This window comes from Gordonia ajococcus (assembly GCF_012974285.1).
GTDB lineage: Bacteria > Actinomycetota > Actinomycetes > Mycobacteriales > Mycobacteriaceae > Gordonia > Gordonia amicalis.
Genome location: NZ_CP052884.1, coordinates 3,258,324 through 3,283,795, shown reverse-complemented (window position 1 = coordinate 3,283,795; position 25,472 = coordinate 3,258,324). Strand labels below are relative to the sequence as shown.

Sequence of the window (25,472 nt, the reverse complement as noted above, 5' to 3'; positions counted from 1 at the left end):
GAGGTGTCGGTGGGCGCGCCTAGAGTAGACCCGGACTCGGCGACCGGCGGCACGAGATCAGCGTGCGCATGATCCCCGCGAGACAGCAACCAGCGAGCACAGAAGAGGCACAGTGACGGACTCGTTTGTTCACCTGCACAACCACACCGAGTACTCGATGCTCGACGGTGCGGCCAAGGTGTCACCGTTGTTCGCCGAGGCCAAGCGGCTGGGCATGACCGCCATCGGCATGACCGACCACGGAAACATGTTCGGCGCCAGCGAGTTCTACAACACCGCGATCAAGAACGACATCAAGCCGATCATCGGCATCGAGGCCTACATCGCGCCGGGTTCGAGGTTCGACACCAAACGCGTCCAGTGGGGCACGCGTGAGCAGAAGAGCGACGACGTCTCCGGTTCGGGCGCGTACACGCACATGACGATGGTCGCGGAGAACGCGACCGGCCTGCGCAACCTGTTCAAGCTGTCCTCGCTCGCCTCCATCGAGGGTCAGCTCGGCAAGTGGGCGCGTATGGACGCCGACGTGATCGCCCAGTACGCCGAGGGCATCATCGCGACCACCGGCTGCCCGTCCGGTGAGGTGCAGACCCGTCTGCGTCTGGGGCATGACCGTGAAGCCCTCGAAGCCGCGGCGAAGTGGCAGGAGATCTTCGGCAAGGAGAACTTCTATCTCGAGCTGATGGAGCACGGACTCGAGATCGAGCGCCGCGTGCGCGACGGTCTCCTCGACATCGGCCGCAAGCTCGGCATCAAGCCGATCGTCACCAACGACTGCCACTACGTCACCAAGGAACACGCCGCCGCCCACGAGGCGCTGCTGTGCGTGCAGACCGGCAAGACGCTGTCCGACCCGACCCGCTTCAAGTTCGACGGCGACGGCTACTACCTGAAGTCGGCCGCGGAGATGCGCGAGCAGTGGGACTCGGTGGTCCCGGGCGCCTGCGACAACACGCTCGAGATCGGTGAGCGCGTCGAGTCCTACAAAGATGTCTTCACCCACCGCGACCGCATGCCGGTCTTCCCGGTGCCCGACGGCGAGACCCAGCAGACCTTCTTGCGCAAGGAGGTCGCGAAGGGACTCCAGGAGCGTCGTTTCGCCGGTACCGAGGTGCCGCAGGAATACCTCGACCGGGCCAACTACGAGCTCGACGTCATCATCCAGATGGGCTTCCCCGCCTACTTCCTCGTGGTCGGCGACCTGATCCGCCACGCCCTCGAGGTCGGCATCCGAGTCGGCCCGGGCCGCGGTTCGGCGGCCGGCTCGCTGGTCGCCTGGGCGCTGGGTATCACCAACATCGACCCGATCCCGCACGGACTGCTGTTCGAGCGATTCCTCAACCCCGAACGCGTGTCGATGCCCGATATCGACATCGACTTCGACGACCGTCGTCGAGGCGAGATGGTGCGCTACGCGACGGAGCGATGGGGAAGCGACAAGGTCGCCCAGGTCATCACCTTCGGAACGATCAAGACGAAGGCCGCGATCAAGGACTCCGCGCGAGTCCAGTTCGGCCAGCCGGGGTTCGCGATCGCCGACCGCATCACCAAGGCGCTGCCGCCGCCCATCATGGCCAAGGACATCCCGGTCTGGGGCATCACCAACCCCGAACACGAGCGCTACGGCGAGGCCGCCGAGGTCCGCACGCTCATCGAGACCGACCCGGACGTCAAGAAGATCTACGACACCGCGCTCGGCCTCGAGGGCCTGATCCGCAATGCGGGCGTGCACGCCTGTGCGGTGATCATGTCCTCGGAGCCGCTGACCGACGCGATCCCGGTGTGGAAGCGCGCCCAGGACGGCGCGATCATCACCGGCTGGGACTACCCGTCGTGTGAGGCCATCGGACTGCTGAAGATGGACTTCCTGGGTCTGCGCAACCTCACCGTCATCGGTGACGCCCTGGAGAACATCAAACTCAACCGCGGGATCGACCTCGACCTCGACTCGTTGCCGCTCGAGGACGAGAAGACCTACGAACTGCTCGCCCGCGGTGACACGCTCGGCGTGTTCCAGCTCGACGGCGCGGCCATGCGCGAACTCCTGAAGATGATGCAGCCGACCGGGTTCGAGGACATCGTGGCCGTCCTCGCGCTGTACCGGCCCGGTCCGATGGGTGTGAACGCACACACCGACTACGCCAAGCGCAAGAACGGTCTCCAGGAGATCCGGCCGATCCACCCGGAGCTCGAGGAACCGCTCAAGGAGATCCTCTCCGAGACCTACGGTCTGATCGTCTACCAAGAGCAGATCATGCAGATCGCGCAGAAGGTCGCCGGCTACTCGCTCGGACAGGCAGACCTGCTCCGTCGCGCGATGGGCAAGAAGAAGAAGGAGATCCTCGACGAGGCCTACGACGGCTTCGCGGAGGGCATGCGCAACAACGGATTCTCGCAGGCGGCGATCACCGCGCTGTGGGACACGGTGTTGCCGTTCGCCGGTTACGCGTTCAACAAGTCGCACGCCGCCGGCTACGGCCTCGTCTCGTTCTGGACCGCCTACCTCAAGGCGAACTATCCCGCCGAGTACATGGCCGGTCTGCTCACCTCCGTCGGCGACGACAAGGACAAGGCGGCCATCTACCTCGCCGACTGCCGCAAGCTGGGCATCACGGTTCTGCCGCCGGACGTCAACGAGTCGCAGCGCAACTTCGCGGCCGTCGGCGCCGACATCCGCTTCGGTCTCGCCGCGATCCGCAACGTCGGTTCGGGCGTGGTCGGCTCGATCATCAACGCCCGTGAGGAGAAGGGGAAGTTCACCAGCTTCTCCGACTACCTCGGCAAGATCGACGTCACCGCCTGCAACAAGAAGGTGACGGAATCGCTGATCAAGGCCGGCGCGTTCGACTCGCTCGGCCACCCGCGCAAGGGGCTGTTCCTCGTGCACGCCGAGGCCGTCGAATCGGTCATCGGCACCAAGAAGGCCGAGGCGATCGGTCAGTTCGACCTGTTCGGCGGAGGGGACGACGCCGCGGATCCCGGACTGGCCGAGGTCTTCGCGGTCAAGGTGCCCGAGGAGGAGTGGGACACCAAGCACAAGCTCGCGATCGAGCGGGAGATGCTGGGTCTCTACGTCTCCGGGCACCCGCTGGCCGGCGTCGAACACGCCATCGCCGCGCACACCGACACCTCGATCACGTCGCTGCTGGAAGGCAACATCTCCGACGGTGCCCAGATCACCATCGGCGGCATCATCTCGTCGGTGACGCGCCGGGTGAACAAGAAGGGGGAGCCGTGGGCCGCGGTCACCCTCGAGGACATGGTCGGTGGCGTCGAGGTCTACTTCTTCCCGCGCGCGTACGTGGCGTACGGGATGGACATCGTGGCCGACAACATCGTGCTGATCAAGGCCCGGGTCAACCTGCGTGAGGACAGCATGATGATCAGCGCCAACGACCTGGCCGTTCCCGATCTGGAGACCGCGGGAGCCACCAAACCGGTCGCACTGACACTGTCCGCGCGACTCTGCACCCCTGATCGGGTCCAGGCGCTCAAGCAGGTACTCACGCGCCATCCGGGGATGGCGGACGTGCATGTGACGCTCGTCAGCGACAAACGACAGACGCAGCTCAAGCTGACCGAGTCCCTACGTGTGGCGCCGAGTTCGGCCTTGATGGGCGACCTGAAAGCGCTGCTGGGACCGAGCTGCCTGGGCTGACCTGCTGGTCGAGCCGTGTTCTGCTGGTGAAGCCGCTCCCTGCTGGTTGAGCCGGTAGCGAGCGCTGGCGGCGAGGCGTGTCCTGCTGGTTGAGCCAGAGGAGCGCTGGCGGCGAGGCGTGTCCTGCTGGTTGAGCCGGTAGCGAGCGAAGCGAGCCACCGCGTCGAAACCGCCCGACCAGAACACCGACAGGGTCCCCGTCACCAGGATTTCGGTCCACCGAACATTTCTCTTCGCTGTGGCGCTATACTCGACGCCACGTCCAGTAGCGCCCAGCCGTAGAGGGGAGTGTTCGCAGATGACCACGATGATCGGCATCAACGTGCACCGTCCGGTTCGGCGCGCGCCGCGCACGATCGACGTCTTCGGCATCGAGTGGCCCGCCCACAAGGCTCACGCCGTCCTCGCCGGCATCGCCACCGCCGTCGTGACCCTGCTGATCCTCGGATCGTTACAGGCCACTGCGTGGGCGACGGCGGTGGCAGTCCTCGCGGTGTGGTGGGGCGAGCGCTACCTGGCGGGGAATGCGGCGGTCGCGCCCCGATCGAATCCGCCCGGGATCTCGTAGATCCGTCCGTCGAATCCGGCCCGGTACAGGCGCCCGGCGGAGAACCCGCGGTCGCCGCGACCGTACGAGAGAACGCTCGAGGTCGACAGACCGGTCGCCAGCACGCAGTGACGTCCGGGAGAGGTGATCCGGACGATCTCGCCGGTCGCGTTGAACGGCACGACCGGCCGGTCCCGGGAATCGAGGGTCAGCCCATCGGGAGTCGACGGTGTACCGACGCCGAGCAGACTCTGCACGTTCCGCGGGTCGGCGGTGGAGATCCGGCTGACGCCCGGGTTCACGAATGTCCGCGAGACGTAGAGCCAACGGTCGTCGCGGCTCAGGACCGCGCCGTTGGCGCTCGGCAGGGCGCCCCACGCGGCGTTCACGGCACCGCCGGGTGAGACGCGTCCGATGAGGTTGCCGAAATCATTGGTGGCGTAGACGTTTCCACGCGCGGACACATCCATCCCGTTCGCCGCGGACAGGCCGGTCACCCACGGACGGAATGCGCGTGTGTTGACGTCCAGACGGCCGATGGACGCGTGCCGCAGCGCATCGCCGACGAACACGCGCGGATCGGCGCCGTACCCGACGAGCAGGGTCCCGTCGGGCGTCCAGGCGAGTGCACCCGCCCCGCTCCCACCGGGCACGCGGGCGATCGGCACCGCCGGTGCACCCGGCCCGGACAGCCGATACACGCGCCCCGAGACGAGATCGGTGGTGTAGAGGCGTCCACTGGCGTCGACCGTCAGGCCTTCGAGTGCGGCACCCGGCACGACGCCGACGAGCCGTGCGGGAGCGGCTCCCGGACAGAGCGGCGCGGCCGAGGCGGGGGCGGGGCCGACGGCGGTGGCGAGACCGAGCGCCACGGCGGCGGCCGATGCGCCGGCGGCGATCCGGGTGAGGCGAGAGGTGCGCCGGCGCCGGCGCCGGGATGGGTGGCGAGATGTCATGACTGCTCCCTGGTCAGGTGGCGGGCCGTGCTGCTGCCGTGATCTCGCCCGGTCTTGCGCACGGGTGCGGGGCGACGAGTGGCTCCGCGGGTATACCCACCCGTCCGTCAGGGCAACCCCGGCACCCACCCGCCGTGTCGGAATCGGTGCACCCGGACGGTCCGAACGATCCTGCGCAGTGAGAACATGGCAGTCGTGAGTACGCACCACGTCCCCGTTCACCAGCACGGTCCGGCACTGACCCTCGACGCCATCGAGTCGGCGTCGACGCGAATCGCCGACGCGGTGGCGCGTACCCCGCTCGAGGCCTGCCCGCGACTGTCGACGTCGGGCGCGCAGATCTACCTCAAGCGCGAGGACCTGCAGACCGTCCGCTCCTACAAGATCCGCGGCGCCTACAACGTGATGGCGCAGCTCTCGGCCGACGAACTGTCCCGAGGTGTGGTCGCGGCCAGTGCCGGAAACCACGCGCAGGGAGTCGCATTCGCGTGCCGGAGCATGAAGGTGCCGGGACGGATCTACGTCCCGACCACCACCCCGAAACAGAAGCGCGACCGGATCGCCTGGCACGGCGGTGAATTCGTCGAGCTGAAAGCGATCGGGGACACCTACGATGCGGCCGCTGCCGCCGCACAGGCCGATGTGATGCGCACCGGGTCCGCGTGGATCCATGCCTTCGACGACCCGCGGACCGCGGCCGGTCAGGGAACCATCGCACGCGAGATCGTCGAGCAGCTCGGCCGGATGCCCGACGTCGTCGTCGCACCGGTCGGCGGCGGCGGCTGCCTGGCCGGCATGGCGACCTACCTGCGTGGGCTCTCCGCCGAGGTGGCGATCGTCGGCGTCGAACCGACCGGCGCCGTGTCACTGAGCGCGGCGCTCGTCAACGGCGGGCCGGTCACCCTCGACGACATCGACCCCTTCGTCGACGGCGCGGCGGTGAAGCGGATCGGCACCATCGGACACCGGGTGATGTCCGAGCTCGGCGCGAGCGTCAGCGATCATCCGGTCCTGGCGAGCATCTCGGCGAACCCGGCCGTCCGGGTCATCCCCGACGGCCCGGTGTCGCCGACCCCGGGCTCCGCCCACATCACACATGTGGACGAGGGCGCCATCTGCTCGGCGATGCTGGAGCTGTACCAGAACGAGGGCATCATCGCCGAACCCGCGGGAGCGCTGGCGGTCGCTGCACTCGACAAGCTGCGGCTGCCCGCCGACGCGGTCGTCGTATGTCTGGTGTCCGGCGGCAACAACGACGTGTCCCGCTACGGCGAGATCATCGAACGCTCGCTGGTGCACCGGGGCCTCAAGCACTACTTCCTGGTCGACTTCCCTCAGGAGCCGGGTGCGCTGCGCCGTTTCCTCGACGAGGTCCTGGGACCGGATGACGACATCACGCTGTTCGAGTACGTCAAGCGCAACAACCGCGAGACCGGTGCCGCACTGGTCGGTGTCGAACTCGGCACCCCGGATGACCTGGGCGATCTGATGGACCGGATGTCGCGTTCCCGCCTGCACTGCGAACGCCTCGAGCCGGGGTCGCCGGCCTACGAGTACCTGACCTGATCGTTTATGGCCGGGACCCGCCCGGCGCGGCTTCGGGCTATGAATCGCGCCGGACGCCGACGATCACGTTGTGTCCGGGTGACACTCCGTCGTCCGGTTGCTCCCAGGCCAGCCGGACGTCGAGTGGCCAGGGGAGTGTCACGGACGCGCCGCCGGGGACGCACACCACCGACCAGTCGGCGCGATGCATCGCGAACCACCCTGCCGCCTCGTCGAATTCGGCGTCGACCGAGGCGAATGCCGGATCATGGAGGGCCGGTTCGGCTTTCCGTAATGCGATCAGTGACCGGTAGAAGTCGAGCACCCGCGCGTGGTCGGTACGGGTGAGCTCCGACCAGTCCAGCTTCGACCGTTCGAAGGTCTCCGGGTCCTGCGGGTCGGGCACGTCCTCACTGTCCCACCCGTGTTCGGCGAACTCCGCCTTCCGGCCCTGCGCGGTCGCCCGGCCCAGCTCCGGTTCGGGGTGCGAGGTGAAGAACTGGAAAGGCGTTGCCGCGCCCCATTCCTCGCCCATGAACAGCATCGGGGTGTAGGGGGACAACAGGACCAGGGCGGCCTTGATGGCGAGTTGCCCGCCGTCCAGGTAGGCACTCGGCCGGTCACCGATCGCCCGGTTGCCCACCTGGTCGTGGGTGCACGTGTAGGCCAGCAACGACGACGCGGGCACGAGGTCGGTCGGGATCGGCCGGCCGTGGCAGCGGCGCCGGAACGACGAGTAGGTGCCGTCGTGGAAGAACCCACCGGTCAGGACCTTCGCGAGGCAGCCGAAGCTGCCGAAATCGGCGTAGTAGCCCTGTCGCTCGCCGGAGACGAGCGTGTGGACGGCGTGGTGGATGTCGTCGTCCCACTGGGCCGCCAGCCCGAGACCGCCGCGAGATCGCGGCATGATCATCCGGGGGTCGTTGAGATCGCTCTCCGCGATGAGTGACAGCGGGCGCCCGAGCTCGGCCGAGAGGGCGTCGGTCGCCGCGGCGAGTTCTTCGAGGATGTGGACCGCACGATGGTCGGCGAGGGCGTGGACGGCGTCGAGACGCAGTCCGTCGATGTGGAATTCGGTGAACCAGCGTAGGGCGGTGCCGGCGATGAAAGCGCGCACCTCGTCGGAATCGGGTCCCGACAGGTTCACCGACGACCCCCACGACGTCGTGCCCTCACTGAGATACGGTCCGAAGTCCGGCAGATAGTTGCCGGACGGTCCCAGGTGGTTGTAGACGACGTCGAGGACGACGCCGAGTCCCTTGGCGTGACAGGCGTCGACGAAGCGGGCGAGTGCGGCCGGGCCGCCGTAGGTCTCGTGCACCGCGTACCAGCCGACGCCGTCGTACCCCCAGTTGTGGGTGCCGTTGAATGCGTTCACCGGCATCAGCTCGACCAGATCGACGCCGAGGGTGACGAGGTGGTCGAGCCGTTCGATCGCGGAGTCGAGAGTGCCTGCGGGGGTGAAGTTCCCGAGGTGCAGTTCGTAGATCACGGCCCCGTGCGCGTCGCGGCCGGCCCAGTCGTCGTCGGTCCACCGGCTCTCGTCGACGCCGAAGAGTGCGGACAATTCGTGGACCCCGTCGGGCTGGCGGACGGAACGCGGGTCGGGCCGGGCCGGGCCGTCATCCAGCGAGAACCCGTAGCGCAGGTCCGGGCCGGTCTCGATCGCGTTGTCCGACGGGACCTGCCACCACCCGCCGGCGCCGGCGGACATCGGCACCGACCGGGTGGGGGAGCCGGGACCGCCGGATCGTACGACGAGGTCCACCTTCCCGGCCTCGGGCGCCCACACCCGGATCTCGTTCACCGAGCGTGGCGGGTGGTAAGGGCCCACATTGGAACGAAGTGGTAGGTATTGTTCCCGTTGGTCGACTGACCAAGTTTTGGTGCTCTGGTCATCAGTCGCGGACGTCGTCGGGGAATTCCTCACATCATGCAAGGTATGTCGGGGCTCTCGAAGGCGCATCGCGCGATACTGTGAGGCCGATCACAATCGCCGGACGAAAGCGGGGTATATTACGGCGACGCTCATGTCCAAGGGGGCACCTCGAGCAGATCAGCCGAGCCGATGCGCACGAGTTGGCGCATCACGTGCTCGGCGACCTGACGGCCGGTGAACGGGTGAGCCGAGACGCAAGGGTAGGGATTGAGCACAGACGCAGTCACCTCGGACGACGAGGAGGTCGGTCGGAAGAGACCGAATGCGGTTCGGGCGTGGTTCGACAAGCATGTCGTCGCGTCCTTCGACACCTTCGGACGCCAGCTGGGCATGTTCGTCGAGGTGTTCCGCACGCTCTTCGTCGACCTCGCCAAGCGGCGGTTCCCGTTCGGTGAGTTCATCCGCCAGTGCGCTTTCATGGCGACCACGTCGGTGTTCCCGACCCTCCTCGTCGCCATCCCGATCGGCGTCATCGTCTCGATCCAGGTGTCCAACATCGCCGGCCAGGTCGGCGCCACGTCGTTCTCCGGTGCCGCCACCGGTCTCGGCGTGATCCGGCAGGGCGCACCCCTGGTCACCTCGTTGCTCCTCGCGGGCGCGGTCGGCTCGGCCATCGCCGCCGATCTGGGTTCGCGCACCATCCGCGACGAGATCGACGCCATGAAGGTGATGGGCGTCAACCCCATCGAGCGGCTGATCTCGCCGCGACTCCTCGCCACCATGGTGGTCAGCTTCCTGCTCTGCGGCTTCGTGTGCTTCGTCGGTTTCATCACCGGCTACGTCTTCAACGTGTACTTCCAGGGCGGTACGCCAGGCAGTTACACGGGCACTTTCGCATCGTTCGCGACGACCGCGGACCTGATGTTCGCGTTGGCGAAAGCGGTCATATTCGGCGCGATCGTGGCGATCGTCGCCTGCGATCGCGGCCTCTCGACGAAGGGCGGTCCCGCCGGTGTCGCGAACTCGGTGAATGCTGCGGTGGTCAACTCGGTTCTGCTCCTGTTCACCGTGAACGTGATCCTCACGCAGTTGTTCGCGATCCTCTTCCCGTCGAAGGTGGTGTGAGATGACCGCGTCACGGTATGTGCCACCCGCGCTCAGGCCCGTGGAGGCCGCCAAAGCCGTCTATCGGGGGCCGCGCGACGCGCTCGCGGCGATGGGTCACCTCATCACCTTCCTGGTCCGGTCCATCGGTGCCGTCCCGCTGGCCTTCCGGCACTACAGCAAAGAGGTCTGGCGGCTGCTCGCCGACGTCGCGTGGGGCAACGGCGCCATCGTCGTGGGCGGCGGCACGGTCGGTGTCATGGTGATCCTCGGGATCATGGGCGGTGCGACCGTGGGGATCGAGGGCTACACCGCGCTGAACCTGCTCGGCATGTCGCCGGTGACCGGCGGACTGTCGGCGTTCGCGACGACGCGTGAGATCGCCCCGCTCCTCGCGGCCACGGCGTTCACCGCGCAGTCGGGCTGCCGCTTCACCGCACAGCTCGGTTCGATGCGCATCGCCGAGGAGATCGACGCCCTCGAGGCGATCGCGATCCGGCCGCTGCCGTACCTGGTCACCACCCGCATGCTGGCCGCGGTGCTCGCGATCATCCCGCTGTACTCGGTGTCGCTGGCCGCCAACTACCTTGCGTGCCAGTTCATGTTCATGGTCCAGAGCGGCCAGGGCGAGGGCACCTACCTGTACTACTTCAACCAGTTCATCGTGTCGTGGGACATGGTGTTCTCGTTCATCAAGGTGATCGTCTTCGTGCTGCTGACGACGTTCATCCAGTGCTACTACGGATACTTCGCCTCTGGGGGGCCCGAAGGTGTGGGAGTTGCTGCCGGACATGCCATCCGACTCGCGATCATCGTCATCGTGTTCGCGAATCTGATCATGACCCTCGTGTTCTGGGGCACCTCGCCCGGAATCAAGATCTCGGGCTGAGGGGGAGCCGGTGAACATCGCGACCGATGGGCGCAACCCATCGCTGCTGCAGTACGTGCTGCGGGGCGTCGCCTTCCTGCTGGTCCTGCTGGTGATCTTCGTGCTGCTGTTCATGCGGTACCAGGGCACATTCAGCAAGACGGTGGCCGTGACCGCCGACCTCGTCGATGTCGGTGACGGTCTGACGTCGGGTGCCGACGTCCGGTACAACGGGCTCATCGTCGGCTCGGTGAAGTCGATCTCGGTCGCCGACACCGGCGAGACCGACGCGACGAAGGTGATCAAGAAGGTCGAGATCGACATCGTGCCCGCGCAGGCCGAGGGCATCCCGGCATCGGTGACCGCGCGGACCGTGCCGTCGAACCTGTTCGGCGTCAACTCGGTCGAACTGGTGCGGCCCGCCGAACCGGGCACCGAGCGGCTGTCGTCGGGCGATTCCGTCCCCGCCGACAAGTCTCTCGAGACGATCAAACTGCAGGACGCGCAGAACGAGTTGAGTGCCATCCTCGACGCGGTGCCGCCGGAGGAACTCGCCCAGGTGCTCGGTGTCATCGCCGACGCCCTCAAGGGCGGCGGTTCGGTGTTCGGTTCGTTCGTCGGCGTGCTGCGCAACTACTTCGACTCGATCAACGCGCAGTTCCCGCCGGGTGCACCCCCGGGGTTCGACAACTTCGACGCCGCGATCAGCGGCCTCGCGGAGTCCGCGCCGGAACTGCTCGACACCCTGGGGCGCAGCGTGATACCGGCGGTGACGCTCGCCGAGAAGCAGCGCGACCTCGCAGCACTGCTCTCCGGCAGCCAGGGACTGCTCGACCAGACGCAGCTGATGTTCGCCCGCAACGGAAACGGCGGTCAGCGACTCGTCACCGACCTCAACCGCATGCTCGGTGCCACCGTCCTCGAACCGAACTCGCTGCCGCAGGCGGTCATCGCGCTCAACAACCTGGCCGCCCGGGTGCTCACGGTCTTCACCGGGACCAACGGACACGTCAAGCTCAACCTCGGTGTGAGCTTCGGTGCGTTCGTGCGCTACACCCGGCAGAACTGCCCGGTCTACAACGGCGGCCCGTACGGGACCTTGCGCGGCCCGGGATGTGTCGGGCCGGGAACCGGTACCGGACCGACGATGTCGGGTCCGCTGCAGATCTACCCGTCCGACGGCATGCGCAAGAACCGGCCGGTGGGCATGGTGACCACCGACTCCGACAACAAGACCCTCGGTGCGGTGCGGCGCCGGGAGCCGTCGGCCGCCGACACGGTCATGCTCGGACCGCTGGTCCAGTCGATCGACGCGCGTGATGCTGCCACCGACCACGGAGGGGGACGATGAGCGCGGCCTCGGATTCGATCCGAAAACCGTTGATCGGCTTCCCGATCTTCGCCATCGCCGCGTTGCTCGTGTCGTATGTGATCTTCTCGACCCTGGAACGATCGGTGTCGGGATCGACGAACAAGTACACGACGTTCTTCACCGACGCCTCGGGTCTCTCCAGCGGCGACGACGTCCGGATGGCCGGTGTCCGCGTCGGCCGCGTCGACAAGATCGAACTCGACAACGGCCGCGCCCGAGTCGAATTCGAGGTGCAGAACGACCAGCAGGTCTACACCAACACCCGTGCCGCGATCCGCTACCAGAACCTCATCGGTCAGCGGTACCTCAACCTGACGCTGGTGGAGGGCCGGGACAGCAAGCCGTTGTCGCCCGGGTCGACACTGGAGTTGCCGTCCGAGGACTCCTTCGACGTCACCAAGCTGCTCGCCGGGTTCCAGCCGGTGTTCGAGACACTCGACGCCGAGCAGGTCAACGCACTCTCGCAGGGTCTTCTCGAGGCCTTCCAGGGCAATTCGGTCTCGCTGAGCTACACGGTCGCCGAGGTGGGCAGGCTCGCCGAGGACACCGCCAACCGCGACATCGTGATCGGCGCGATCATCAACAACCTGAGCACCGTGATGCGTGACCTGTCCCGCCAGGGCGGTCAGCTCGGCACGGTCATCGGGTCGATGTCCGATCTGATCGCGAACCTCAACTCGAACTCGGCGGCGTTCGGCAGTGCGGTCTCCGACATCGGACGCACCGCAAGCGGTTTCGCCGACGTCCTGAGCCGCAGCCGGGACAGCCTCGCCGCCGCCGCGACCGACGGACGGATCGCCACCAAGACGCTCATCCAGAACGGCTCCAAGCTCGACCGGATGGCCGTCGACGCGCCGGTCTTCCTCGGTCACTTCCCGCTGGTACTCGGAGAGGGTGCGTACCTGAACATCTATGCCTGTGACCTCGACGTCGCGATCGGTGACGTCCTGCTGCCGCCGGGGATCTTCAACAAGATCGGTGGCACGAATCATTCGGTGGTGTGCCGATGAACTGGTTCCGTAAGAACTTCCGCAGCAACACCCGGATCTGGTACGGCGTGATCGGCGCGGTCGTCATCGTCGCCCTCCTGCTGGGCGTGACGGCACTGGCGGGCGCGCATCTCGGCAAGAAGACGCTCACCGCGGACTTCGCCCAGGCCGGCGGAATCCGGCCCGGGGACAAAGTGCGGGTGGCCGGCATCGACGTCGGTGAGGTCACCGAGACCGAACTCGCCGGGAACCACGTCGCGCTGACGATGAAGGTCGACACCGACGTGCGGGTGACGTCGAACGGTATGGCCGAGATCAAGATGTCGACGCTGCTGGGTCAGCGCTACGTCGATGTGTCGCTGGGCGATTCGCCCGAGGAGGCACCCGACGGTCACATCGAGCGGACCGCGGTGCCCTACGACCTCAACCGCACCATCGAGGAGGGGGCGCCGATCCTGACCGGCGTCGACGACAAGACCCTCTCGCAGAGCATCCGCACCCTCAACCGTCAGCTCGCCGGTGTTCCCGCGATCACCGAACCGACATTCGAGGCCCTGACGCAGATGTCCGAGGTGATCACCAACCGCAAGGACCAGATCAACCAGCTGATCGCCGACACCAAGACGATCACCATCATCGTCAACGACAATCAGGCGCAGCTCGCGGTGATCGTCGGCCAGGGTCGCGACCTGACCCAGAAGATCGTGGCCCGTGAGGAATTGGTCACCCGCCTGCTCGACGGCATCGCCGAACTGACCGAACAGGCCAGTGCGGTGGCGGGTGAGAACGCCAACCAGTTCGCCCCGATCATGGCGAACCTCAACACGATCACGCAGGGTCTCGAGAAGAACCGCAACAACCTGCGCAAGCTGCTGGAGATCCTGCCCGTGACGGCTCGACTGACCAACAACGTCATCGGCGACGGGCCGTACGTGAACGGCTACCTGCCCTGGGGCATCTTCCCCGACAACTGGTTGTGCCTGGCCCGGGTGGTGGACGGATGCTGAACCCGCAGAGACTGCGTCGTTCGACGCTCCTCGTGTGCGTCTCCCTGCTCGGCATCCTGGGGCTGTCGGGATGTTCGATGATCCCGGGAAGCTGGAAGGCCGCATTCGGGCAGGCGATCGAGGTCACCGCGTACTTCGACAACGTCGCCGGCCTCTACGTCAGCAACGACGTCGCGGTGCTCGGCATGCCGGTCGGTCAGGTGACCGCGGTGGAGCCGCAGGGTGACCGGGTCAAGGTCACCATGACCATCGACAACGACGTGCCGGTGCCCGCCGACGCCACGGCCGCCATCGTCAACACCTCCATCGTGACCACGCGCCACGTCGAGCTCACCCCCGCCTACGAGGGCGGACCCAGGCTGGAGGACGGTTCGGTGCTGAAGGAGACCAAGGCCCCGGTGTCCGTCGGGGAACTGTTCGACGCCATCGACGGTCTCGTCGTGTCCCTGAAGGGCGAGGGCCCGGGCTCCGGCCCGCTCGCGGACATGATCGACATCACCTCGGGGATCGCCACCGGCAACGGCGAGGAGATCCGCGCCGCCCTCGACCAGCTGGGCCAGGCGTCGAACGTGGTGTCGGGCAACAGCGATGCACTCGTCGACATCATCGAGACCATCGAGGGACTCACCACCACGCTGGTGAAGAACTACCCGAAGATGACCGCCTTCTCGAAGTCGGTCAACGAGGTGTCCGAGCTGCTCGGCAGCCAGTCACCCGGTCTCGTCGCCACGCTGCGCAACCTCAACCAGACCCTGCAGAACACCACGGCCTTCCTGCAGAACAACACCAACACGATCTCGGTCTCCTTCGACCGGCTCGCCGCGCTGACCGCGAACCTGAGCGACTACTCACGGCAGGTGGTGGAGACCATCGACGTCGGTCCGCTGCTCTTCCAGAACCTTGGCAACTCGATCTCCGCCGAGCAGGGCACCTGGCGCGCCCAGGTCCTGCTGGACAAGTCGCTCGTCGACAACGAGCTGCTCGCCGAGTTCTGTGAGGCGATCAACCTGCAGAAAGACGGCTGCCGCACCGGCAAGCTGAAGGACTTCGGTCCGGACATGGGCATCTACTCCGCGATGCTGGAGCTGACGAAATGAGAGCGGTGACAAGCGCTTCCCTGGGTCGCACGGTCGCTGAACCGGCACGACGCCGCTCCCGCATGCGACGCGGCGCGGTGACGGCGTTGCTCCTCAGCGCGCTGATGGGGCTCACCGGTTGTGGGGTGCTGCCCGGGCTGACCGTCGAGCAGATCCCGCTGCCGGCCCCCGGTGGCATCGGCGACTCCATCAGGCTGACGGCGAATTTCGACAACGCCCTGAACCTGCCGACGCGCGCGAAGGTGAAGCTCAACGGCACCGACGTGGGGCAGGTCGACACCATCGTCGCCAAGGACTACTCCGCGATCGTCACGATGGACGTCAGCAAGAAGACCAAGCTGCCCGTGGGCACGGGCGCCGAACTCCGACAGGCGACGCCGCTCGGAGACGTGTTCGTGGCCCTGCTGCCGCCGCCCAACGCGCCGAAGGGTTTCATGGTCGACGGGGACACCCTGACCGGACCCACCTCCGCGGCGGCGACGGTCGAGGACCTGCTCATCAGCATGAGCGGTGTGGTGGACAGCGGCTCGCTGAACTCGCTCACGGTCATCCTGACCGAACTGAGTGCCGCGGTCGCGACCAACCCGTCGGACCTCAACGGCGCGATCCGCGGACTGACGACCGGTATTCGCAAGCTCAACCAGAGTTCGGCGCAGGTCGACCGGTCACTGGCGAACACCCGGATCCTGACCGGACAACTGGCCGACGGTCGTGCCCAGATCATGGCGTCGATCAACAAGCTCGGCCCCGCCCTCGAGTCGCTGAACGGTCAGATCGGCTCGATCCTGACCGCGCTGGACAAGACCCAGCAGGTGACCTCGGCGACCAATGACTTCCTGCGTACCGACCAGGACAATTTCGTCGAGATGCTCGGTCATCTGTCGACCGTCCTGGCCGGTCTGCGACAGGCGGCGGGTCCGCTCGGTTCGCTGGCCGACAATCTGCACACGTTGACCCCCAAGTGGATCAAGTCCACACCGGGTAGCGCGGCCGCGGTGTCGTCGAAGGTCTACTGGCTCAACCCGGGCGTCGGGTTCGATTCGGCGAGCAGGCTTCCCGAGCTCGAGGACATCGACTCGGGCTCGGCAGCGCTCCAGCAGACCCTCACCCGGTTGCTGGCCCGACTCACCGGAACCAAGGGGTGCTGCGGATGAGCGGCGTATTCGGTTTCCTGCGTAGAAATTCGGTGCTCGTCGGGAACATCGGGCTCGTGCTGGTCATGGTCGTCGGACTCGGTTACCTGGCGCTCGGCACGTTGCGGTGGGAACCGTTCGCGGACAAGTACAAGCTGACCGTCGAGTTCCCGATCTCCGGTGGTCTGCAGGAGACCTCGGGTGTGACGCTGCGCGGTGCGCGTATCGGCGAGGTCGACACCATCCGCGTGGAACCGGATTCGGTGACGGTGAAGGTGACGGTCGACGACCGGTACAAGATCAACCGCGACAGCACCGTTGCGGCGCTGGGGTTGTCGGCGGCGGGCGAGCAGTACGTCGACTTCCAGCCGACCACCTCCGAGGGGCCGTACCTGAAGGACGGCGACGTGATCAAGGCCGGCCAGACCAAGGTCACCGTGCCGTTCTCCGACCTTCTCGAGTCCTCCCTGGATCTCATCCAGCAGATCGATCCGGCCGAACTCCGCTCGGCGGTGGACAATCTGAAGGTCGCGCTGTATTCCGAGGACGGCTCCAACGATCTGGAAGTGCTGTTCGACTCGGGCGGCACGATCTTCGCGCGGCTGTACACCGCATTGCCCGAGACCACGAGGCTGATCCAGAACGCGGGCACCATCTTCAAGACGACCGCCGACATCCAGCCCGACTTCGGGAACACGGTGTCGTCGCTGAGCGACCTGATCAACAACGCCGCCGCCTCCGACAGGGAACTGCGCACCCTGCTCGATCGCGGCCCGTCGCAGATGACCAGCCTCGCCGGTTCGATCAATCAGCTCACCGATCCGGTGACCGACGTGATGAAGCAGTTCCTCGACATCGCCGAGCAGGGCGCGCTGCGAGCACCGGCTCTGGCGACGCTGATGCCGTCGATCCGGGACGCGAGCATCAAGAGCCTCACCATGTTCCACGACGGCGCGTGGTGGACTTTCGGTTCGGTGTATCCGCGGCCGAGCTGCAACTACCCGGTCACCCCGCGTCGGCCGACCAAAGTCCTCGAGCTGACCATCCCGACCAATCTGTACTGTGTGACCGAGGATCCGAACCAGCAGATCCGTGGCTCGGCCAACGCACCACGACCGCCGGGCGACGACACTGCCGGGCCGCCACCGGGTTACGACCCGAATGCCCGCACAGTGCCGCTCGACAAATGACGACCAGACAAGTTGCGTGACCTGTAGATGACAGACCGTGAGAATCCAGATCTCGACAAGAACACCGACGTGACCGCGGACAGCGCCACCGGCGAGGAGAGCGGCACGGACGAACTCGGCGCCGGCGCATCGGGAGCCGAGGAGAAGACCACCGCAGCGCGGCAGACCACGGACGCTGCCACGACTCCGCGCGGAAAGTCGGCTCGTCGCACCGGTTCCGGAGCGGCGGTCAGCGAGCCCGATCCCGAGCCCGGCCCCGCGGCCGCCGGCAAGAGGGAGTTCTCGCTGACGGTCACCGCGAGCGGGATCAAGCGCGCACTCGGTGCGTTGGTGATCGTCGTGCTGATCGTGGCCGGCGTGTTCCTCGGCTGGCGGACCTACACGCTGCAGAGCGAGGCGAATGCCTTCGCCGACGCAAAGACCGCGTCGGCGGATTTCGTCACCAAGCTGGTGACGACCCTCAACGCAGACAATGCGGGCAACTCCAAGGAGCTACTCGGTCCGCTGTCGACCGGTGAGCTGCGTCAGCGTCTCGAGCAGGAGCGCGCGGACACCGAGCAGAACGTCGAGTCGCTCAAGATCGAGGTCTCGTCGAAGATCAGTGTCGTCGCGGTCGAGACCGTGGACACCGACGCCGCCCAGACGGTCGTGATGGCGGAGGTGACCGGACGCAGCGTCAAACTGCCCAGCGGGGGAACCAGTCTCATGGTGTTCCGGCTCGACCTGAGCAAGGAAGACGGCAAGTGGCTGGTCTCGAAGGTCGACGGTCCGCCCGGTAGCCCGAGCGGTCAGATCGACCCGTCGCAGTCGTTGCCGGGGGCCGGTGGGGCACCCGCACCTGCGCCGACTCCCGCGCCGGCTCCCGCTCCCGCCGGCTGACCGACCGCGGGTTGCACTCCAACCGTGCGGGAACTCAGTCCCGGACGAGGATCGCGACCGAATGGTCGGCCCTGGCCGTGGCCAGGTCGACGGTCTCGTCGTAGACCGCACCGGTGCGGACATCGCGCCAGTGCACCCCCGAGGGCAGTCCGATGACGGTGTCGACCGCCGCGTCCGGGTCGAGACTGTGCGTGAACCGTGCGGTGATCACGACGACCTCGGCGACCTCGCCGGAACCGCGGGTGAATGCGACGGTGCGGTCGGAGGCCGGACCGTCGACGGGAAGGCGGTCATAGGTGCTCGTGGCACCGAACGCGTCCGGGTATCGGGCACGGACACCGAGCGCGGTCCGTACCAGCTCCGCTTTCGGGTGATCCAGGGATTGACCGAAGTCCACGGGCCGCCGGTTGTCGGGGTCGACGAGCGAGTCCTCCCACCACTCGGTGCCCTGATAGATGTCCGGGACGCCGGGACCGAGTAGAGCTATCGCCTTGCGCGCGAGGCTTTCCTGCCGCCAGGCGGATTCGGTCCGGGCGACGAGTTCACCGACCGCGCTCGCGATCGGTTCGGTGGTGACCTGGGTGATCCAGCGTTCGATCGCGGCTTCGAAGTCCTCGTCGACCTCGGTCCAGGTGGTACGAAGACCGGCCTCACGGGCAGCCTTGCGGGCGTAATCGACGATGCGGGTGCGCAACTCGTCGGTGACCACCCCGTCGGCGAGTTCTGCGCCGGGCCGGGGCCCGACGGCCGGCCACACCCCGAAGATGTTCTGCAGCAGGAAATAGCACGTCAGGTTGTCCGGGATGTCCGTGCCCAGCCAGACGCGTTCGATGAGCAGGGACCACCGCTCGGGCACCTGGGCGAGGAGGGCGATACGAGCGCGGACGTCCTCACCGCGTTTGGTGTCGTGGGTCGACGTCGCGGTCATCGCGAGCGGCCAGCGGCGGGACCGATCGATGTTGTGATCGTGGAAAGCGTTGAGCGACACCGACGGGTTCGCCGGATCGCCGCCGACCTCCTGCGCCGACACCAGGCGCGCGGTGCGGTAGAAAAGGCTGTCCTCGACGCTCTTCGCGGTCACCGCACCGCAGGTCTGCGCCAGGCGTGAGGTGGCCGCGCCCGGACTGCGTGTCGCCCGCACGATCGTGTCGAGCGCTCGTGTCAGCGAAGGCTTCTCGGTCGCGATCCGTACGGCTGTGATCTCCAGTCGCGGCCGTAGCGACGGATAGTCCGCCCGGTAGACGCCGAGGGAGGCGATCAGCTCGGCGCACGCCTCGGCGATGGCGTCGGCGTCGGCGGCGGGGTCGGAGTGGGTGATCGCGCGGACGAGTCGCCGGAGTTCGGTGGGGAAGGATTCGCGCAGAGTCGTCAGCTTGCGCTGGTGTTCCACCGATGCCATCCACTGCGCATCGCCGGTGTCACCGGTGAGGTGCTCGTTGAGTTCGGTGAGCTGGACGACGCCTGACGGAGCGACGAACAGGGCGTCGATGACGCGCATCTGGTCGTAGCCAGTGGTGCCCTCGACGGGGAGGGTCGGTTCCAGGGGTTCGTCCGGAGCGAGGATCTTCTCGATGTAGAGCAGTCGGTCGTCGCCGACATCGGAGCGGAGTCGGTGGAGGTACTGCTGGGGGTCCCAGAGTCCGTCCGGATGGTCGACGCGGACACCGTCGATGAGGTCCTCGGCGAGGAGTTCGCGCAGCCACTCGTGCGTGGCGTCGTAGACCGCGGGGTCCTCCTGCCGAAGGCCCGCGAGCTCGTTGACGGTGAAGAATCGGCGGTACCCGATCAGGCCGCTGTTCCACGGCACGAGCTTGTAGTGCTGTCGCGCATGGATTTCCGCGGGGGTGCCGTCCTCGGTGCCGGGTGCCACCGGGAAAGCGTGGTCGTAGTAGCGCAGGTTGCCCTGCTCGTCGATCTCGAGCGGACTCAGGTCACCGTCGGCGGCGACGACCGGGAGTGCGATCTTGCCGCCGGCACCGTTGTCGTCGCTGAGGTCGATGTCGAAGAACGAGGCGTAGGGCGAATGGACGCCGTGACGCAACAGGTCCGCGAACCACGGGTTGGCTAGAGCATCCGCCACGCCGGTGTGGTTGGGGACGATGTCGATGATGAGGCCGAGGCCGCGGTCGGTTGCGGCCCTGCGAAGCGCACGCAGACCGTCGACACCGCCGAGGAGGTCGGACACGGCCGGTGGCGGGAGCCAGTCGTAGCCGTGGGTCGACCCGGCCGAGGCGGTGCCGATGGGAGAGAGGTAGACGTGACTGACCCCGAGCTCGACGAGATGGTCGAGCGTCTTCGCGACGTCGGCGAACCCGAAGTCGGCGTTGAGTTGGAAGCGGTACGTGGCCCGAGGCGTCGGACGTGTGCTCATCGTGTCAGGACGTCTTCCGCAGGACGAGTACGGACCGGCCGCCGACCGTCACCGAATCACCGGACGCGGCAGTCAGATCCGAGTCGCCGGTCGGGTGGGTGGTGTCGAGTTCACCGGACCATTCGAGCCCGTACTGCTCCGGCGGGAGGTGGAAGTCGATGGGCTCGTAATGGGCGTTGAAGCAGATGAAGAACGAGTCGTCGACGACCCACTCGCCTCGTTCGTCCTTCTCGCCGAGTCCCTTCCCGTTGAGGAACACCGCGAGACTCTTCCCGAATCCGCTGTCCCAGTCCGCGCTGGTCATCTCCACGCCGGCGGGGGTGAGCCACGCGATGTCGAGGGACTGGTCGCCCCACCGGATCGGCTTGCCGCCGAAGAAGCGGCGTCGACGGAACACCGGATGCGCGGTGCGCAGGGCGATGGCCTTGCGGGTGAACTCCAGCAGGTCGGCGTTCTCCTCGGCGAGTGACCAGTCCACCCAGGACAATTCGGAGTCCTGGCAGTACACGTTGTTGTTGCCCTGCTGGGTGCGGCCGATCTCGTCGCCGTGGGCCAGCATCGGTGTGCCCTGCGACAAGAACAGGGTCGCCAGGATGTTGCGCTGCTGCCGGGCGCGCAGCGCGTTGATCTCGGGGTCGTCGGTCGGACCCTCGACGCCGCAGTTCCAGGACCGGTTGTGGCTTTCGCCGTCGCGGTTGTCCTCGCCGTTGGCCATGTTGTGTTTCTCGTTGTACGACACCAGGTCGCGCAGCGTGAAGCCGTCGTGTGCGATCACGAAGTTGATGCTCGCCAGCGGTCGTCGGCCGGTCGCCTCGTAGAGATCCGACGACCCGGTGAGCCGGGACGCGAACTCGCCCAGCGTGGACGGTTCCCCGCGCCAGTAGTCGCGGACCGTGTCGCGGTACTTCCCGTTCCATTCGGTCCACAACGGCGGGAAGTTGCCGACCTGATAGCCGCCTTCGCCGATGTCCCACGGTTCGGCGATCAGCTTGACCTGGCTCACCACCGGATCCTGTTGCACCAGATCGAAGAACGCCGACAGACGGTCGACGTCGTGGAGTTCGCGGGCCAGCGTGGAGGCGAGGTCGAAGCGGAAACCGTCGACGTGCATCTCCAGGATCCAGTAGCGCAGCGAGTCCATGATGAGCTGCAGCGTGTGCGGATGCCGTCCGTTGAGACTGTTCCCGGTCCCCGTGTAATCCATGTACATCTCGGGGTCGTCGTCGACGAGTCGGTAGTAGGCCGCGTTGTCGATGCCGCGGAAGCTGATCGTCGGGCCGAGGTGGTTGCCCTCGGCGGTGTGGTTGTAGACCACGTCGAGGATGACCTCGATGTCCGCGTTGTGGAACTCCCGTACCATCGCCTTGAACTCGGTCACCGCACTCGCGGGCTGGTCGGGCGTCGAGGAGTACTCGATGTGCGGTGCCAGGAACCCGAAGGTGTTGTACCCCCAGTAGTTTCGCAGTCCCTTGTCGCGGAGGACGAAGTCCTGCATGAACTGGTGGACCGGCATCAGTTCGATCGCGGTGACACCCAACGACTTCAGGTGGTCGATGATCACCGGGTGGCAGAGACCGGCGTAGGTGCCGCGCAGATGCTCGGGCACCCCGGGATGGGTGGCGGTCATACCCTTGACGTGGGCCTCGTAGATGACCGTCTGGTGGTAGGGCCGGTTGGGCGACCGGTCGTTCTGCCAGTCGAAGTACGGGTTGATGACCACCGAGACCATCGTGTGTCCCAGCGAGTCGAGCGCGGGCATCGGGTTCTCGGGCGCGGGCTGGTTCTCCGGAAGTGGTTCCAGCACAGTCGCTTCTGGGGCCGGTGCGCCGTCGGCGCCGGAATCCTCAGCGTCGGAATCCTCAGCGCCGGAATCCTCAGCGCCGGAATCCTCAGCGCCGGAATCCTCCGTTCCCGAATCCTCGGCCCCCGAATCCTCTGCTCCGGTGTCCCCGGTGTCGGTGTCATCGGCTCCGGTGTCATCGGCTCCGGCGGCGTCCGCGTCCGACGCCTCGGGCGACTCCTCCGTGTCGTCGTGCGTCGGCAGGGGATAGGAGAAGAGCGAGGCGTCGCCGTCGAAGTCGCCGTGAAAAGCCTTGCCGTACGGGTCGAGAAGGAGTTTGCTCGGGTCACACCTCAGGCCGCGGGCGGGATCATAGGGGCCGTAGACGCGGAAACCGTAGAACTGTCCGGGCACCACATTCGGCAGATAGCAGTGCCAACAATAGCCGTCGACCTCTTCGAGGCGGATGCGCCGTTCTTTGCCCTCGCGGTCGATGAGGCACAGCTCGACGGCTTCGGCGACCTCGGAGAACAACGAGAAGTTCGTCCCCGCACCGTCGTAGGTCGCGCCGAGCGGGAACGGGGTGCCCGGCCAGACGGGGATCGGCGCGGGTTCGGGTTCGACGAGCGCGTCGGCCTGAACCGGATCCTCCGGCATGGGGACCGGCGGGGTGTCGGTCGTGCTCGGGTCCGGGTGTTCACCCGTGGTTGGCGAAGCGGTAGTGCCCACCTTCGGAGACGACGTCATGGGTCGACACTAGTCGTGTTGCGTCAGGCGGTCATCTCGGACAGGGCATCATCGGGCAAAGCGGTCACGTCCACCGTTCGCGTGTCCGCGGGTGGACCGCGATGCGGAAGACACAGGTCATGGAACCAGTGGGCCGGTCCACGGCAGTTGGGCCTCCATCTGCCGGCCGAGTTCGTCGGTGAGACTCCGGACATACGTCGCCGAGAGGTGATGGGGATCCTTGTACACGGTGATGTTGCCGACGATCGCCGGGCAGAAGTCGTCGGTGCAGATGCCGTTCGACATGTCCAGCGGGTGGAAGTCTCGGCGGGTGGCGGCGAGTTCGCGCGCCGGGTCCTCTGGAGCGAGGACGGCAGCGCGCCGCGAACCACAGCTCTCCGCGTCGCCGCCGTCGGCGAGGCAGATCGGGGTGTCGATGGTGCCCTTGCCGTTCTTCGGCCACGGGGTGTCCCGCATGCCGAGCACCGGGATGCCGGCGTCGAGGAAGCGATCGAAGATCGGGGAGTAGTCCGGCGGCATCCAGTCGCCGGGCTGGTAGTCGCGCGGACGCGTCGAATTGGTGAAGACGGCGTCGGGTTTCTCGGAGATCACCCGGTCGATGACCCGCTGGCCCCAGTCGTAGCACTCGGGATAGGGGACGCCGCGCTGCTTGGGGATCTTGTTGGTCGACAGCGGGCAACCCATCTTCAGATAGGTCTTGACCTTGAACCCGTTGCGCTTGCCGAGGGTGTCGAGCGCGGAGATCCACATCTCCGCGTGGGAACCGCCGGCCAGAGCGATCGTGCGGGTCGCATTCGGGTCGCCGTAGACGCCGACGTGGATCTCGTTGTCGGTGAAGTCGCTCATGTACCCGTCGGTCGAGGTCTCCGGGAAGTCCTGGATCACCTCCAGGGCCGACGGCTGCGGGTCGAGCGCGGGGACGGGCCACCCGTCGAGCAGTGCGCGCGCACCCGGGTACGACCGCGGGTCGAGATTCTTGGTGTCGACGACGATGTTGTCGACGTGGTTCTCCCACAGCTTAATACCGACGCCGGCCACGACGGTGCCGAGCAGCAGGATCGAGGTCACCACCGACGTGTAGGAGAGCCAGCGCGACCGGCCGTCGCGGGTGCCTCGAGTGAGGGCCGACCGGTCACCGCCGCGGAGCGGGTCCTCGATGTAGCGTTTCGTGAGCCAGGCCACACCGATCGAGAACCCGAGAATCCCGACGCCCTCGAGGAAGTTCGCGTGGTTCTTGTCACGCCAGGTGAGATAGAAGATCAGGAACGGCCAGTGCCACAGGTACAGCGAGTAGGCGATGGTTCCCAGCCACACCGGCCAGGTGCTCGCCAGTATCCGGTTGACCGCGGGCATCGTGTCCGGCGCCGCGTGACCGCCTCGCGCCGGCTTCTGCAGCGCGGTCGCGCCGGCCCAGATGATGAGCAGTGTCGCGCCGACCGGGACCAGCGCCATCGGACCCGGGTACTCGTCGACGCCGTCGATCCAGAAGCCGCAGGTGATGATCAGTGCCAGGGCCACGACGGTCGCGGCGTTGCGCACCCAGTTCGGCACCCGCAAACTCGGCAGCCAGATCGCCAGAAGGCCGCCGGCGAGCGGCTCCCAGAGCCGCGAGATCGTGGAGTAGTAGTTGTACGGCTGGTTGATGGCCATCCCACGATGTGCCCAGTAGAACGACCCCAGCGCGACCACGAACACCGCGGCGCCGACGAGGAACTTGATGACGCGAGAGTCGGCGAACGGACGCGCGAACCGGGCGGCGACTTTCAGGAACCCGGCGAAGGCCAGCGCGACGAGCAGGGTCAGAACGAAGAACTGTCCCTGCATCGACATCGACCAGATGTGCTGCAGCGGGCTGTTCGCCGAACTCGCGGCCAGGTAGTCCTGCGAATTCAACGCGAGATACCAGTTCTGGTAGTACAGCGCGCTCGCGACGACCTCCTGCCCGATGTTGGCCCAGCGCGTCTGCGGCAGGACCACGACGGTGAGGACGGTGACGGCCAGGAGCACGGTGACCAGCGCGGGCAGTAGGCGCTTCAGCAGTCGCTTCAGTCGCGGCCACGGGTTGAGGGTGTCGCGGAAGGTGACGTTCGGCTTCTGGACGTAGATCGCATGTCGCAGTAGTGAACCGAGGAAGAAGTACCCCGACAGGGTGAGGAAGACGTCGACGCCGCCGGAGACCTTGCCGAACCACACGTGAAAACAGGCCACGAGGGTGATCGCGATACCGCGCAGACCGTCGAGGTCGGTGCGGTAGGCAGGGGTCGTCGGCGTCGAGGGGGCCGACTCCGGCGCCACTACTCGGGTCGTCGATGCCACAGGGAAGTCTTTCGGGTCGGGGACGGGCGGTTCG

17 protein-coding genes are annotated in these 25,472 nt (G+C 66.8%); 12 read left to right on the top strand and 5 right to left on the bottom strand.

Translation table 11 applies throughout. From position 1 onward, the window contains the following. Positions 1-112: 112 nt before the first annotated feature. Both dnaE and GAA2_RS14870 read left to right on the top strand, forming a co-directional pair. Positions 113-3,658, top strand: coding sequence for a DNA polymerase III subunit alpha (dnaE, locus tag GAA2_RS14875; RefSeq protein ID WP_096274086.1), 3,546 nt, complete (start codon positions 113-115; stop codon positions 3,656-3,658). A 298-nt stretch (positions 3,659-3,956) separates the two neighbouring features. Continuing rightward, positions 3,957-4,226 carry a hypothetical protein gene (locus GAA2_RS14870; protein ID WP_040005061.1) on the top strand — a complete coding sequence of 90 codons (270 nt, stop codon included), beginning with the start codon at positions 3,957-3,959 and terminating at the stop codon, positions 4,224-4,226. Here the strand turns inward: GAA2_RS14870 and GAA2_RS14865 are convergent. Further along, positions 4,169-5,161 carry an SMP-30/gluconolactonase/LRE family protein gene (locus tag GAA2_RS14865; RefSeq protein WP_040005062.1) on the bottom strand — a complete coding sequence of 331 codons (993 nt, stop codon included), beginning with the start codon at positions 5,159-5,161 and terminating at the stop codon, positions 4,169-4,171. The two genes, GAA2_RS14870 and GAA2_RS14865, sit on opposite strands and share 58 nt — an antisense overlap. Positions 5,162-5,347: 186 nt before the next feature. On the opposite strand from GAA2_RS14865, the gene ilvA reads away from it, so the two are divergent. Continuing rightward, the gene (ilvA, locus tag GAA2_RS14860) at positions 5,348-6,727 is read left to right on the top strand and encodes a threonine ammonia-lyase IlvA (RefSeq protein WP_006438538.1); all 1,380 of its coding nucleotides are present in this window, start codon (positions 5,348-5,350) and stop codon (positions 6,725-6,727) included. A 37-nt stretch (positions 6,728-6,764) separates the two neighbouring features. Here the strand turns inward: ilvA and treZ are convergent, their stop codons facing one another. Then, complete coding sequence (gene treZ / locus GAA2_RS14855) at positions 6,765-8,498, bottom strand: malto-oligosyltrehalose trehalohydrolase (RefSeq protein ID WP_006438539.1); 1,734 nt, start codon at positions 8,496-8,498, stop codon at positions 6,765-6,767. Between the two features lie 354 nt (positions 8,499-8,852). Between treZ and GAA2_RS14850 the strand changes: the two genes are divergently transcribed. From GAA2_RS14850 to GAA2_RS14810, 9 genes are read left to right on the top strand one after another with little or no spacing between them, the layout of a single operon-like run. Continuing rightward, positions 8,853-9,710, top strand: coding sequence for an MlaE family ABC transporter permease (locus tag GAA2_RS14850; RefSeq protein WP_006438540.1), 858 nt, complete (start codon positions 8,853-8,855; stop codon positions 9,708-9,710). Position 9,711: 1 nt separating this feature from the next. After that, positions 9,712-10,578 carry an MlaE family ABC transporter permease gene (locus tag GAA2_RS14845; RefSeq protein WP_096274084.1) on the top strand — a complete coding sequence of 289 codons (867 nt, stop codon included), beginning with the start codon at positions 9,712-9,714 and terminating at the stop codon, positions 10,576-10,578. 10 nt (positions 10,579-10,588) lie between these two features. Continuing rightward, complete coding sequence (locus tag GAA2_RS14840) at positions 10,589-11,908, top strand: MlaD family protein (protein WP_096274082.1); 1,320 nt, start codon at positions 10,589-10,591, stop codon at positions 11,906-11,908. Next, a complete protein-coding gene (locus GAA2_RS14835; protein ID WP_006438543.1) occupies positions 11,905-12,939 on the top strand; it encodes an MCE family protein in 1,035 nt (344 codons plus the stop codon). The genes GAA2_RS14840 and GAA2_RS14835 overlap by 4 nt, the downstream gene beginning before the upstream one ends. Continuing rightward, complete coding sequence (locus GAA2_RS14830) at positions 12,936-13,925, top strand: MCE family protein (RefSeq protein WP_006438544.1); 990 nt, start codon at positions 12,936-12,938, stop codon at positions 13,923-13,925. The genes GAA2_RS14835 and GAA2_RS14830 overlap by 4 nt, the downstream gene beginning before the upstream one ends. Then, complete coding sequence (locus GAA2_RS14825) at positions 13,919-15,022, top strand: MCE family protein (protein ID WP_006438545.1); 1,104 nt, start codon at positions 13,919-13,921, stop codon at positions 15,020-15,022. Before GAA2_RS14830 ends, GAA2_RS14825 begins: the two co-directional genes overlap by 7 nt. Then, positions 15,019-16,176, top strand: coding sequence for an MlaD family protein (locus GAA2_RS14820; protein WP_210737803.1), 1,158 nt, complete (start codon positions 15,019-15,021; stop codon positions 16,174-16,176). The genes GAA2_RS14825 and GAA2_RS14820 overlap by 4 nt, the downstream gene beginning before the upstream one ends. Further along, complete coding sequence (locus tag GAA2_RS14815) at positions 16,173-17,345, top strand: MlaD family protein (protein WP_096274968.1); 1,173 nt, start codon at positions 16,173-16,175, stop codon at positions 17,343-17,345. The genes GAA2_RS14820 and GAA2_RS14815 overlap by 4 nt, the downstream gene beginning before the upstream one ends. 27 nt (positions 17,346-17,372) lie before the next feature. Continuing rightward, a complete protein-coding gene (locus GAA2_RS14810) occupies positions 17,373-18,224 on the top strand; it encodes a hypothetical protein (RefSeq protein ID WP_024500342.1) in 852 nt (283 codons plus the stop codon). Positions 18,225-18,258: 34 nt separating this feature from the next. On the opposite strand, the gene treY is transcribed toward GAA2_RS14810, so the two are convergent. The 3 genes from treY to GAA2_RS14795 all read right to left on the bottom strand — a co-directional run bounded on the left by treY (position 18,259) and on the right by GAA2_RS14795 (position 25,417). Further along, positions 18,259-20,595 carry a malto-oligosyltrehalose synthase gene (gene treY / locus GAA2_RS14805; protein ID WP_096274080.1) on the bottom strand — a complete coding sequence of 779 codons (2,337 nt, stop codon included), beginning with the start codon at positions 20,593-20,595 and terminating at the stop codon, positions 18,259-18,261. Between the two features lie 4 nt (positions 20,596-20,599). After that, on the bottom strand, positions 20,600-23,122 hold the full coding sequence (gene glgX / locus GAA2_RS14800; protein ID WP_024500340.1) for a glycogen debranching protein GlgX: 2,523 nt from the start codon (positions 23,120-23,122) through the stop codon (positions 20,600-20,602). 117 nt (positions 23,123-23,239) lie between these two features. After that, positions 23,240-25,417, bottom strand: coding sequence for an acyltransferase family protein (locus tag GAA2_RS14795; RefSeq protein WP_024500339.1), 2,178 nt, complete (start codon positions 25,415-25,417; stop codon positions 23,240-23,242). Between the last annotated feature and the right edge of the window lie 55 nt (positions 25,418-25,472).

What these genes read in the sequence shown, in the direction of transcription:
- GAA2_RS14825 (WP_006438545.1), top strand. Translation starts at nt 13,919, where the DNA reads ATGCTGAACCCGCAGAGACTGCGTCGTTCGACGCTCCTCGTGTGCGTC.
- GAA2_RS14870 (WP_040005061.1), top strand. Translation starts at nt 3,957, where the DNA reads ATGACCACGATGATCGGCATCAACGTGCACCGTCCGGTTCGGCGCGCG.
- GAA2_RS14830 (WP_006438544.1), top strand. Translation starts at nt 12,936, where the DNA reads ATGAACTGGTTCCGTAAGAACTTCCGCAGCAACACCCGGATCTGGTAC.
- treY (WP_096274080.1), bottom strand. Translation starts at nt 20,595, where the DNA reads ATGAGCACACGTCCGACGCCTCGGGCCACGTACCGCTTCCAACTCAAC.
- GAA2_RS14865 (WP_040005062.1), bottom strand. Translation starts at nt 5,161, where the DNA reads ATGACATCTCGCCACCCATCCCGGCGCCGGCGCCGGCGCACCTCTCGC.
- glgX (WP_024500340.1), bottom strand. Translation starts at nt 23,122, where the DNA reads ATGACGTCGTCTCCGAAGGTGGGCACTACCGCTTCGCCAACCACGGGT.
- GAA2_RS14810 (WP_024500342.1), top strand. Translation starts at nt 17,373, where the DNA reads ATGACAGACCGTGAGAATCCAGATCTCGACAAGAACACCGACGTGACC.
- ilvA (WP_006438538.1), top strand. Translation starts at nt 5,348, where the DNA reads ATGGCAGTCGTGAGTACGCACCACGTCCCCGTTCACCAGCACGGTCCG.
- GAA2_RS14820 (WP_210737803.1), top strand. Translation starts at nt 15,019, where the DNA reads ATGAGAGCGGTGACAAGCGCTTCCCTGGGTCGCACGGTCGCTGAACCG.
- GAA2_RS14835 (WP_006438543.1), top strand. Translation starts at nt 11,905, where the DNA reads ATGAGCGCGGCCTCGGATTCGATCCGAAAACCGTTGATCGGCTTCCCG.
- GAA2_RS14845 (WP_096274084.1), top strand. Translation starts at nt 9,712, where the DNA reads ATGACCGCGTCACGGTATGTGCCACCCGCGCTCAGGCCCGTGGAGGCC.
- GAA2_RS14815 (WP_096274968.1), top strand. Translation starts at nt 16,173, where the DNA reads ATGAGCGGCGTATTCGGTTTCCTGCGTAGAAATTCGGTGCTCGTCGGG.